The sequence below is a fragment of the Streptomyces sp. NPDC023481 genome (assembly GCF_055560195.1).
This window is the reverse complement of record NZ_JBVHJE010000027.1, coordinates 59,976-70,978: the sequence shown is the minus strand read 5'-3', so window position 1 is coordinate 70,978 and position 11,003 is coordinate 59,976. Positions and strand designations below refer to the sequence as shown.

The window sequence follows — 11,003 nt, the reverse complement described above, 5'->3', positions numbered from 1 at the left end:
CCCGGCCCCCCCCCCACCCCCCCCCCCCCCCCCCCCCCCCCCCCAAAACAACCCCCCCCCCCCCCCCCCCCCCCCCCCCCCCCCCCCCCCCCCCCCCCCCCCCCCCCCCGCCGGGGGGGGCCCCCCCCCCCCCCCCCCCCCCCCCCACCGCCATGTGCCTCTACGTTCGTCCCGCTGCGAGCCGCCGGGCCACCGGCGGCTCCCCAGACGGGAGATCGGGGGTGCACACGTGCGCATAGGACTGCTCACCGAGGGTGGCTATCCGTATGTGAGCGGTGGCGCCATGCTCTGGTGCGACCGGCTCGTGCGCGGGCTCGCACAGCACGAGTTCGACGTCTACGCGCTCGACTGCGGCCCGGACCGGCGGGCCGAGGAATCCGTTCCGCTCCCGCCGCAGGTCAGGCTGGTGCGTACGGCGCCGCCGTGGCCGCCCGAGGACGACGGGGTCGCCCTCGGACGGCGTGCACGCCGGCGCTTCGCCGAGTGCTACGGCGAGTTGGTCGCGGGGATCTGCACCGCGAGCGCCGGGGCGGCCGGCGGGGCCGAGGGGGCATCGGACGCCGGGTCCCCGGACCCGTCCGACGACCAGGCGGACCGTTTCCGCAGCGCGCTGTACGCACTCGCCGACCTCGCACGCGAGACCGGCGGACTCGCCGGCGCCCTGCGCTCCGACACCGCCGTACGCACCCTGGAACGCGCCACACGCGCCCCGCACGCCCTGCGCACGGCGCGTGAGGCGCGCGTACCCGATCTGCTCGCCGTCGCCGCCCACCTCGAACGCGCCCTGCGCCCCCTCTCCCTCGACCGGTACGGCTGGTACGGCGACGACGGCCTCCTCGCGGCCGACCTCTGCCACGCCACCACCGGCGGCCCCGCCGCCCTCGTCGGCCTGCTCGCCCGGCACTTCGGCGACGTCCCGCTGCTCGTCACCGAGTACGGCGTGCACCTGCGCTCCCACTACCTGGCCCTCGGCCCCGACACCGCCCCCGCCGTACGCGCCCTGCTCGGCGCCTTCCACGGCCGGCTCGCCGCCGAGGTCTACCGCGCCGCCGCGATCCTCACCCCGGGCAACGCGCACGCCCGCCGCTGGCAGGAACGGTGCGGCGCCGACCGCGACCGGATCCGCACGGTGTACCCCGGCATGCCGGCCGACCGCTTCACGGAGGTCGGCGAGGCCCCGGACCGCGCCGAACCGGACACCCTGGTCTGGGTCGGCCGCGTGACACCCGCCAAGGACCTCGTCTCCCTGCTGCACGCCTTCGCCGAGGTCCGCAGGCAGCAGCCCGGCGCCCGCCTGCGGATCGTCGGCGCGCCCGCCGGCGCCGAGGGCGCGGCCTACCTCGGCCACTGCCGGGCGCTCGCCGCGCAGCTCTTCCCGGACGAGGCGGAGGGCGCGCACGCCGTCGGCGACAACCCCGTCACCTTCGCGGAGATCGGCGCCCCGGAGGCCCCGACCCTGCCCGACGCCTACGCCGCCGGCGCGGTCGTCGTCCTCTCCAGCGTCGTGGAGGGCTTCCCGACCGGCCTGGTCGAGGCCATGTTCTGCGGCCGGGCCACCGTCTCCACGGACGTGGGCGCGGTGGTCGAGGTCATCGGCGGCACGGGACTGGTCGTGCCCCCGCGCAACCCCAGGGCGCTCGCCGAGGCGTGCGTGGCGCTGCTGCGCGACCGCGAGCGCCGTGCGCGCCTCGGCGCGGCCGCGCGCGCCCGGGCGCTCGAACTGTTCACCGTCGACCAGAACATCGCGGCATTTCACGGCATCTACCTGGAGATCGTCTCGCACTGCCCGGTCCGCCGGGTCGTCCTGGACGAGTCCGGCGAGCCCCTGCCGTTCGCCACCCCGGCCGAGTCCCACGTCCCCGGCCGCTGGACCGGGCCCACCGCCCGTGCCCTGCCCCGCGCCCTTCCCGCCTGGGCCGCCGACACCCCGGTCCGCGCGACCCCGCTGGCAGCGGAGGGAGCACGATGAGCGACCTGGACAGCCGCGCCACCGGCGGCGGGACCGCTCGGAGTCTCGACGGGGACCCGGGCACCCCGGTCGCCTCCGGGGCCCCGGAGACGACCGCGGTGCCCCGGGCCACCGAGGACGGCACCCCGGGCCTCCGGGAGCCGGCCGGAGCCGACCGGCCCGGGATGCCGAGCGGCGCCGGTCCGTGGGACACGCGGTCGGGGGAGTGGCTGACGGGCGACCCCGCCGAGCACGATCCCGGACCCGGCCCCGGAGCCCCGACCGCCCCCGCCCGGCCCCGCCCCCGCGCCGCAGCGGACGCCGGGCGCGGCCCCGTACACGCCCCCGGAGCCCCGACCGCCCCCGCCCCGCCCCGCCCCCGCGGCGCAGCGGACGCCGGATCCGGGCCGAAGCGCGCCACCGGCCCGCGCCGAGGGTCCGGTGACCCGGTGAAGGCCCTGCTGCACCGCCACCGCGAGCTGTGCGAGCGGGCCGTGGACCCGCTGGAGATCGCGGCCGGGCTGGAGGCGCACGGTGTCACCGACCGGTCCGCCGCCCGCTTCCGCCACCGCGACGTGTTCTCGCTCGCCGAGGAGCTGTACGCGCGCGTGCCGCGCGACCCCGAGCCGCGCCCGGAACCCGCGCCCCCGCCGGCGCCCCGGGTCCGCGCCGGCTGGGTGCTGCTGACCCTCCTGCCCGGAGCGCTCGGCGCGGCCACGGTGGCCGGGCTGCGGCTCACCCACGGCCAGCCCCGCCTGCCCCTGGCACTCGGCGGCCTCCTCGCCGTGGCCCTCGCCACGCGCGCGGCACTGCGCCACGGCCCGCTCGCCGCTCCGCCCGGCACCCGCGCGTGGCGCGCCGCGGCCGCCACGCGCGCGTGGACGCTCTGGCTGCTCGGATACGCCCTCGTCGGCGACGGCCTCCTCCACGTCCTCCTGACCGGCGGCCCCGTCACCCCGGACGGCCCCTGGCCCACGGCCACCGCGTCCGTCCTCGCCCTCCTGCAGGCCCTCGCCCCGGCGGCCTGGACCGCCCACCTGCTCGCGGCCGGCGCCCGCCGCAGGCTCGCCCGCAGCCGCGGCCTGGAGGACTTCACGGCCGCCGCGAAACCCCTGCTGGCCGGCGCGATCGCCCTGTTCTTGGCCGCCCTCGGCGCACTGCTCACCCTGTGCGGCACCGTCCTGCGCGAGCCCGCGGCCCCGGCGCAGGCCCTCACCCTGGGCGCCCTGCTCCTGCTCGCCCGCCTGCTCACCGTGCACCGCCACCGGCACGCCCCCGCCCTCGCGCTGGGCGCCGCCGCGGCCACGGAAGCGGCAGCCCTCGCGCTGCCGACGGCCGGCCGGCTGCCCGGCTGCGCCTTCCTCGCGGCCCCCGTCGAGGCTCTCGTCGGCGCCTGGGGCGAGGCCGCCGTACCGGCCCTGGCCTGCGGCACCGCGGCCCTCGCCCTGCTGTGGCACGCCGGCCGCACCCTCACCCGGGCCTCGGCCCACGCGCCCCCGGGAGCACCCGAGTGAACCTTCCGCCACCGGGCCGGCCCGCCGCCGGCGGCACCCGCACCACCCCTTTGAAGGAGAACACCAGATGACCACCTCCCGAGCCGGAGCGTCCGGAGCGCCCGGCGCCTCCGCGACCGCCGGAGCGTCCGGAGCAGCCGCAGGAGCCGTCGACACGGCCGGTACCACCGGCGCGCACACCCCGGGAGCCGCCCGATGAGGGTCCTGCTGATCGGAGCCAACGGATTCATCGGCCGCTTCGTCGCCGACCGCCTGCTCGCCGACCCGGCCGTCCAGCTCACCGCGCTCGGCCGCGGCGACGACGCCGACGTCCGCTTCGACCTCGCCACCGGCAGCCCGGGCGCGCTCACCCGCTTCCTCGACGCGGTCCACCCCGGGGTCGTCGTCAACTGCGCGGGCGCCACCCGCGGCGGGGCCCGCGAACTCACCCGGCACAACACCGTCGCCGTGGCCACCGTCTGCGAGGCCCTTCGCCGCAGCGGGTGCGGTGCCCGCCTGGTGCAGATCGGCTGCGGCTCCGAGTACGGTCCCAGCCAGCCCGGGTCCTCCACCGCCGAGGACGCCGTACCGCGCCCCGGCGGCCCGTACGGCGTCAGCAAACTCGCCGCGACCGAACTGGTCCTCGGCTCCGGCCTGGACGCCGTCGTGCTGCGCGTCTTCTCCCCGGCCGGCCCCGCCACCCCGGCCGGCTCCCCGCTCGGCCGCCTCGCGGAGGCCATGCGGCGTGCGATGCAGTCCGGCGACGGCGAACTCAAACTCGGCGGCCTCGGCGTCCAGCGCGACTTCGTGGACGTACGCGACGTCGCCCGGGCCGTGCACGCCGCCTCGCTCTCCGCCGCACAGGGCGTGATCAACATCGGCTCCGGCCGCGCCGTCCGCCTCAGGGACGCCGCCGCCGTCCTCGCACGCGTGGCCGGGTACGGCGGCTCCCTCCACGAACTCGACGCCCCGCCCGGACCGTTGCGCGCCACCATCGGCCATCCCCGCGTCGACTCCGAGCACACGATGCCGGTGGCGTACCCCTATCCGGACGGCTGCGGCAGCTGGCAGCAGGCCGACGTGCGCACCGCGCGCGACCGGCTCGGCTGGCGCCCCCGCATCAACCTGGAGGAATCCCTGGCCGACATCTGGATGGAGGCGGCATGCCGCATCTGACCAACGCCACCGCGGGCACCGCCGGCACCGGCGTGCGCACCGCCCTCGGCATCCCCGGCTACGCCCACCCGCTCGTCGCCCCGGCCCAGTGGGCGGAACTCGCCCGCCCCGGCACCCCGGTGGACTGGGTGGTCCTCGACGTCGCCGCCGGCCCCGGCAGCCGCCCCGACCCGCACTGCCTGGGGGCCGTGGCCCGGCTGCGGTCCGCCGGCGTCCGCGTCCTCGGCCACCTCGACCTCACCCACGGCACCCGGGCCTTCGGCGACCTGATCTCCGACGCCCACCGCCATCTCGACTGGTACCGGGTCGACGGCTTCCTGCTGGACCGCTGCCCCGTCGAGCGTGCCGCGCTCCCCGAGGTCCGTCGCGCGATCACCACCCTCCGGGCGCTCGCCGACAGCGCCCACATCGTCCTCGGCCACGGCCGCCATCCGCACCCCGGGTACGCCGAGAACGCCGACCAGCTGGTGACCTTCGCCGGCTCCTGGTCCGACTACCGCTGGTCGCAGGTGGCCGAGTGGACCGCCGACTACCCGCCCGACCGCTTCTGCCACTTCGTGCACAGCGTGCCCCGCGGCCACCTGGACGAGGCGCTGCGGATCGCACGCTGGCAGGGCGCGGCCACCGTCTACTTCACGGACCGCACGGACCGGGGCGGCCAGGCGGACCCCTGGGAGACCATGCCCGGCTACTGGGACGAGATCGTCTCGCGGGTCGGGACAGGTGTCTCGGAATGAAGAAGGCCGTGGCAGTGTTACGAGGAGAACAACCGTAGTGATTGACCGACCAACGGAGTCCCCGTGTCGCTGCCACCCCTGGTCGAGCCGGCTGCCGAGCTCACCGTAGACGAGGTCCGCCGGTACTCCCGCCACCTGATCATCCCCGATGTGGGGATGGACGGGCAGAAGCGGCTGAAGAACGCCAAGGTGCTCTGTGTGGGCGCCGGCGGTCTGGGCTCGCCGGCGCTGATGTACCTGGCCGCCGCGGGCGTGGGCACCCTCGGCATCGTGGAGTTCGACGAGGTGGACGAGTCGAACCTGCAGCGCCAGATCATCCACAGCCAGTCCGACATCGGCCGCTCCAAGGCCGAGTCCGCACGCGACAGCGTCAAGGGCATCAACCCGTACGTGAACGTGATCCTTCACGAGGAGCGGCTGGAAGCCGACAACGTGATGGAGATCTTCAGCCAGTACGACCTGATCGTCGACGGCACCGACAACTTCGCGACCCGCTACCTGGTCAACGACGCCTGCGTGCTGCTGAACAAGCCGTACGTGTGGGGCTCGATCTACCGCTTCGACGGCCAGGCCTCGGTCTTCTGGTCGGAGCACGGCCCCTGCTACCGCTGCCTCTACCCGGAGCCCCCGCCCCCCGGCATGGTCCCCTCCTGCGCCGAGGGCGGTGTCCTGGGCGTGCTGTGCGCGTCCATCGGCTCCATCCAGGTCAACGAGGCCATCAAGCTCCTCGCGGGCATCGGCGAGCCGCTGGTCGGCCGCCTGATGATCTACGACGCCCTGGAGATGCAGTACCGCCAGGTCAAGGTCCGCAAGGACCCCGACTGCGCGGTCTGCGGCGAGAACCCGACCGTCACCGAACTCATCGACTACGAGGCCTTCTGCGGCGTCGTCTCCGAAGAGGCCCAGGCGGCGGCCCTCGACTCCACGATCACTCCCAAGCAGCTCAAGGAGTGGATCGACGAGGGCGAGAACATCGAGATCATCGACGTCCGCGAGCCGAACGAGTACGAGATCGTCTCCATTCCGGGCGCCAGGCTGATCCCGAAGAACGAGTTCCTCCTCGGCACCGCCCTGGAGGGCCTTCCGCAGGACAAGAAGATCGTCCTGCACTGCAAGACGGGCGTCCGCAGTGCGGAAGTCCTCGCGGTCCTGAAGTCCGCGGGCTTCTCCGACGCGGTCCACGTCGGCGGCGGTGTCATCGGCTGGGTCAACCAGATCGAACCGGACAAGCCGGTCTACTGATCACCGCTCTCGCTGACCAGCGAGGCTGAGGAAGCCCACGGCTCTGAGCTGCTCAGACGCCGTGGGCTTCCGTCGTTGTTGGTCGGCGTCGGGTAGCCTCGCACGGCCCAGGGACGGCCCGGGGCGTCGCAGGCTCTCTGCCAGGCGTCCGACGAGTACGCCGTGGAGCTCGCAAAGCACCCCAGGACAAACCAGATCGTCACGACGCACCAGTCTCACACCGGCAACTGGCTCGTGAGCTCGGGCAACCCGGTACTGCCCCCGATGGAGCCGACGCCATCGCGGCTGTCCTAAGGGCAAGGATGGGTTCCATCACGTGCGGGCTCACCGATCCGCCTCGACCAGTCCGCCGGCTTCCCTCCCTCTCTCCGAACTAGGCGACGGGCGAGCACCGCCAGGTCCGCGGGCCCTTGAAGCTGGCTCTGTAAGGCGACGGCCCGCTGAACGGCCCGTCGGCGCATGCAACTTCGTACCAAACGCCTGCGCAGGCTCGGGGCCTTCGCGCAAACTACTACTGTCAGTCAGTCGAGCCGGGAGGTGGCGCAGGCGTGAGCGAGACTTACCCCTACGAGCAGTTGGACGGGCGTCGATTCCAAAGGCTGGTGCAAAGTCTCGTTACCGCTGAGCACCCGCGAGTGCAGTGCTTCCCCATCTCCGGCCCTGACGGAGGGCGAGACGCAGTAGCCATGCGGCCCCTCGACGGCCACGAATCGCTAGTAGACGGGCTCGTCTATCAAGTCAAATTTCGAGAACCCACTCCGCAGGGTATTCCTACTGCTAACGATCTGTACGAATGGGTTTTGAGTCACCTGAAGAAGGAGGTAGGCAAGGTTGCTCTTCTCGCTTCCCGCGGGGCTAGAGAGTTCATCTTTGTCTCAAACGTAAGCGCATCTGGACACCTTGATAACGGCCTGCGAGATCGCGTTCAGGAGTGGGCGGATCACCATCTTGACCTTCCCACTTCATTCTGGTGGCGTGATGACATCGACGCCAGACTCGACCGAAATTCTGACCTCGTCTTCAAGTTCATGCTTTTCCGTGGGCCTGACTCCGTACGCGCATACTTTCAGCAAATATTCAACGAGGGTCATACCGGGAGTCGTGGCATTCGGACTGCCGCGCGGAATGATGCAGTGTCCGCCCTCATGCTGTACTTGGCCGACCGATATCAGGAAGAGTCCTCACTCCGTTTCAAGCAAGCGGATCTGGAGATGCCGGTACTTGAATTTTTTGTCGATGTCGCCTTCTGAGAGTACGAGTCAGCGAACAGGACGACCCTGTGAGCTACCCATGATGTCAGTTTCTCCCATTCACGCAGCAACGCTGACTGGAGGTCGGCTATAACAGGTGCGGGTGCGAGGCAAACAAAGGCCGCCACCAGAGCCGCCCTGTCTCGGGCAGAAATGTCCTGGCGGAATTGGGAGTCCCAATACCCTCGGTCGTCTCGGTGCGACCAGGCTGTCGAGGCGCGACGAGCCAGAGTTGCGCTTTGATCGCAGAAATCCACATCGTCCTGACTCTTTTGTCCGAACGAAGAGTAAAAGGCCAGCCGCCAAGCAGCCCACCCTTGACCAACGTGCTTCCTAACGAACTCGGCTAGCTTGCCAAGATCTTTAAGGCGATACCTTCCATAGTGGGCCGCAGAACGGCCGGCACTCAGGAGCATTTCAAGCTCGCGTATGCGTTGACGTACCTCTTTTGACGCGGCCTCAGGGGCAGGTACTTCGACTTGTAGATTAGACCAGCGAGGGTCGTAGTGCCCTGCCCCAATAGTGTTTTCCAGCGCTTCGGCGAAATGCCCTTCTATGGTATCCGGAACGGATAGAGTGGCGTGGCCTTCTGCCAACGCATCCAGGTACCTCTCAAAATGCTGAATATTCAAGCATGCTACGTCGAAACGTCCGGCCTCGACACATCGTCCCCAAGCGATGTCACCCTGCTCAGCCGTACTGAACAAAGGCTCAACAGTCTCCGTCGATAGATGTGTCAATGAGTGGGAGACGACTCCACGACGCAGCCATTCCGACGCGTCGCTCGGCTCATTTGGCATTTCATCTAGCCACCAGGCACATCGCTCTTCCGGTTGGTCTTGAGTAGCAATGAAACGAGCCATGTCATACATGACTTCATCGGCACTACAATCTCGCAGAACACTCCTCGCAGCATCAACCAGGGAAGAAAGCCCGGCATCACGCGGAATGAGCAGGCTGGATCGCCCAGCGCGACGCACGGAAGTCGCCGCCTGATATTGCAGAAGTCGGAGACTCAGGGCGTCTGTCAGTTGACCCGCGAGATGTTTAGTGTCTCGCCGAGATGCCGTCGTAACGTAGTCACCCAGCAATCGGCTAATCAGCGCTCTGGGGTGCTTCAAGTATCCGAAATTTGGATCATTGCACAGATCTTTCAGTCGACGCGAAAGATCGGCAAGCTCTCCTTTGTCGTACCAGCCGCAAAAGAATCTCGCGACGTTCATCCAGTACGGATTGCGTATCAACGCTTCGAGACGGTCCGGGCGTGAGCCAAACACCTCAACGGCATTACTGTAGTGAGGTGCCGTCTTGTACAGATGTCGCGCCGCAAAGAACTCTCTGAGGGGCTGGACTTCAAACTCGAAACGACCTTCAATTCTTTCAACCAATACAAAGACCCGCTGCACGCCATGGAAAAGCTGATTGACGAGATCTACCGGACCCTCTTCTCAGATCGTCTGACTTGCCGGTCTACTGAGCCGGTACCCCGGTCCGTGGTGCGGGGGCCTCGGGTGCCTGTGGTGCCCGGGGCCCCCGTCCGCGTCAGGAGAGGCCGGTCACGAGCAGACCGTGCCGGCCTTCGGCACCTTCCCGTCCAGCAGGTAGGCGTTCACGGTCCCCTGCACGCACTTGTTCTTGCTGTCGTACGCGCCGTGCCCCTGCCCCTTGTACGTCAGCTCGACGCCGACGCCCTTGCCGAGCGCGTCCACCATCTTCCTAGCGCCCTGGTACGGGGTGGCCGGGTCGCCGGTGTTGCCGACGACGAGGAGGGGCGCCGAGCCCGCCGCGCTGACGTCGGGATGGTCGGCGGCGCCCGGCACCGCCCAGTCGGTGCAGCTCACCATGCCCCAGGCCAGGTAGTCCCCGAACAGCGGGGAGGCGGAGCGGAACCCGGGCACTTGCCGCTGGACGTAGTCCGCGGTGTAACGCTGCTTCTCGTCGGCGCAGTTGATGGCGATGTTGGCCGCGGTCAGGTTGCTGTACTCGCCGTTCTCGCTGCGCCCGTTCATCGAGTCGGACAGCAGCATGAGGACCTTGCCGTCGCCGTCGTAGGCCTGCTCCAGCCCTTCGGTGAGGTACTCCCAGAAGTCCTTCGAGTACAGGGACTGGGCGATGCCGTTGGTGGCGGCGGTCTGGGTCAGCTGGCGCGGGAAGATGCCCGGGATCGGCTTCTTCTCCAGGTCGGCGAGGAGTTTCGCGATGCGGTCCTTGACCTCCTGCTCGGTGGCGCCGATCGGGCACTCCGTGGCCTTCGAGGTGCAGTCCTTCGCGAAGTTGTCGAGCGCGAGCTGGAAGCCCCTGGCCTGGCCGAGGGCCCCCTGCTCCGGGGTCTGGGTGGGGTCCACGACGCCGTCGAGGACGGCCCGGCCGACGTGCCGGGGAAAGAGGTGGGCGTAGACGCCGCCGAGTTCGGTGCCGTAGGAGATGCCGAAGTAGTGCAGCTTGGTGTCGCCGAGGACCTGGCGCATCAGGTCCATGTCGCGGGCCGCGTCCGTGGTGCGCACGTGCGGCAGGATCTTCTTGGAGTTCTTCTCGCAGGCCGCGTTGAACTGCTTGGTGCGGGTGACGAGCTGGGCGCGTTCGGCGCTGTCGTCCGGGGTCGCGTCCTGCTGGAAGTAGTCGTCGAGCTGGGCGTCGCTCTCGCACTCCACGGGTGCGCTGCGGCCGACCCCGCGCGGGTCGAAGCTGACCAGGTCGTAGCGGGTGCGCAGGGCGGTGTAGTCGGCGGCGAACGCGGGCAGGGTGGTGACTCCGCTGCCGCCCGGGCCGCCGAAGTTGAACACCAGTGAGCCGATCCGCCGGTTCGCGGGTCCGCTGGCCCGCGCCCGGATCAGGGCGATGCCGATCGTGTCGCCCTTCGGCCGGCTCCAGTCCAGTGGTGCCCGCATGGTCGCGCACTCCCACTTGGCGCCGTTCGGCAGCGGGGACGGGGCGCTGCCGCCGCCCTCCGCCTCCGAGGGCGCCGTGCAGTCCTTCCAGTCCAGCTTCTGCGCCGTGAGATCCCCGTCCCTCGCGCTGCCGCCGCAGCCGGCCAGCACGGCGGAGAGCAGCACAGCGGTGGTGGTCAGCGCGGTGGCGCGCAGCAGGGAGGGGTTCGCCATACCCCCATCGTGGGGGCGTGCACGCCGGGGCGCGCGCCGGGGGCGGTCCGTACGCG

8 protein-coding genes are annotated in these 11,003 nt (G+C 70.8%); 6 read left to right on the top strand and 2 right to left on the bottom strand.

Annotated features, from left to right (window positions below):
* Positions 1 to 229 precede the first annotated feature (229 nt).
* From ACZ3ZD_RS35460 to moeZ, 6 genes are all read left to right on the top strand, one after another.
* Positions 230 to 1,969: a DUF3492 domain-containing protein gene (locus ACZ3ZD_RS35460; RefSeq protein ID WP_467407034.1), complete on the top strand. Its 1,740-nt coding sequence runs from the start codon at positions 230 to 232 to the stop codon at positions 1,967 to 1,969.
* On the top strand, positions 1,966 to 3,462 hold the full coding sequence (locus ACZ3ZD_RS35455) for a hypothetical protein (protein WP_467407030.1): 1,497 nt from the start codon (positions 1,966 to 1,968) through the stop codon (positions 3,460 to 3,462). Before ACZ3ZD_RS35460 ends, ACZ3ZD_RS35455 begins: the two co-directional genes overlap by 4 nt.
* A gap of 67 nt (positions 3,463 to 3,529) precedes the next feature.
* Positions 3,530 to 3,661 carry a hypothetical protein gene (locus ACZ3ZD_RS35450; RefSeq protein WP_467407028.1) on the top strand — a complete coding sequence of 44 codons (132 nt, stop codon included), beginning with the start codon at positions 3,530 to 3,532 and terminating at the stop codon, positions 3,659 to 3,661.
* Positions 3,658 to 4,617: an NAD-dependent epimerase/dehydratase family protein gene (locus ACZ3ZD_RS35445; protein ID WP_467407025.1), complete on the top strand. Its 960-nt coding sequence runs from the start codon at positions 3,658 to 3,660 to the stop codon at positions 4,615 to 4,617. The genes ACZ3ZD_RS35450 and ACZ3ZD_RS35445 overlap by 4 nt, the downstream gene beginning before the upstream one ends.
* Positions 4,605 to 5,354 carry a spherulation-specific family 4 protein gene (locus ACZ3ZD_RS35440; protein ID WP_467407021.1) on the top strand — a complete coding sequence of 250 codons (750 nt, stop codon included), beginning with the start codon at positions 4,605 to 4,607 and terminating at the stop codon, positions 5,352 to 5,354. The genes ACZ3ZD_RS35445 and ACZ3ZD_RS35440 overlap by 13 nt, the downstream gene beginning before the upstream one ends.
* A 63-nt stretch (positions 5,355 to 5,417) precedes the next feature.
* Positions 5,418 to 6,596 carry an adenylyltransferase/sulfurtransferase MoeZ gene (gene moeZ / locus ACZ3ZD_RS35435; protein WP_467407019.1) on the top strand — a complete coding sequence of 393 codons (1,179 nt, stop codon included), beginning with the start codon at positions 5,418 to 5,420 and terminating at the stop codon, positions 6,594 to 6,596.
* A 1,168-nt stretch (positions 6,597 to 7,764) separates the two neighbouring features.
* On the opposite strand, the gene ACZ3ZD_RS35430 is transcribed toward moeZ, so the two are convergent.
* Positions 7,765 to 9,252 carry an NACHT domain-containing protein gene (locus ACZ3ZD_RS35430; RefSeq protein ID WP_467407017.1) on the bottom strand — a complete coding sequence of 496 codons (1,488 nt, stop codon included), beginning with the start codon at positions 9,250 to 9,252 and terminating at the stop codon, positions 7,765 to 7,767.
* 150 nt (positions 9,253 to 9,402) lie between these two features.
* Positions 9,403 to 10,947 carry an alpha/beta hydrolase gene (locus tag ACZ3ZD_RS35425; protein ID WP_467407013.1) on the bottom strand — a complete coding sequence of 515 codons (1,545 nt, stop codon included), beginning with the start codon at positions 10,945 to 10,947 and terminating at the stop codon, positions 9,403 to 9,405.
* Between the last annotated feature and the right edge of the window lie 56 nt (positions 10,948 to 11,003).

Bases quoted from the DNA above. Each gene is read 5' to 3' on its own strand.
- ACZ3ZD_RS35455 (WP_467407030.1), top strand. From the start codon at position 1,966: ATGAGCGACCTGGACAGCCGCGCCACCGGCGGCGGGACCGCTCGGAGT.
- ACZ3ZD_RS35450 (WP_467407028.1), top strand. From the start codon at position 3,530: ATGACCACCTCCCGAGCCGGAGCGTCCGGAGCGCCCGGCGCCTCCGCG.
- ACZ3ZD_RS35445 (WP_467407025.1), top strand. From the start codon at position 3,658: ATGAGGGTCCTGCTGATCGGAGCCAACGGATTCATCGGCCGCTTCGTC.
- ACZ3ZD_RS35440 (WP_467407021.1), top strand. From the start codon at position 4,605: ATGCCGCATCTGACCAACGCCACCGCGGGCACCGCCGGCACCGGCGTG.
- ACZ3ZD_RS35425 (WP_467407013.1), bottom strand. From the start codon at position 10,947: ATGGCGAACCCCTCCCTGCTGCGCGCCACCGCGCTGACCACCACCGCT.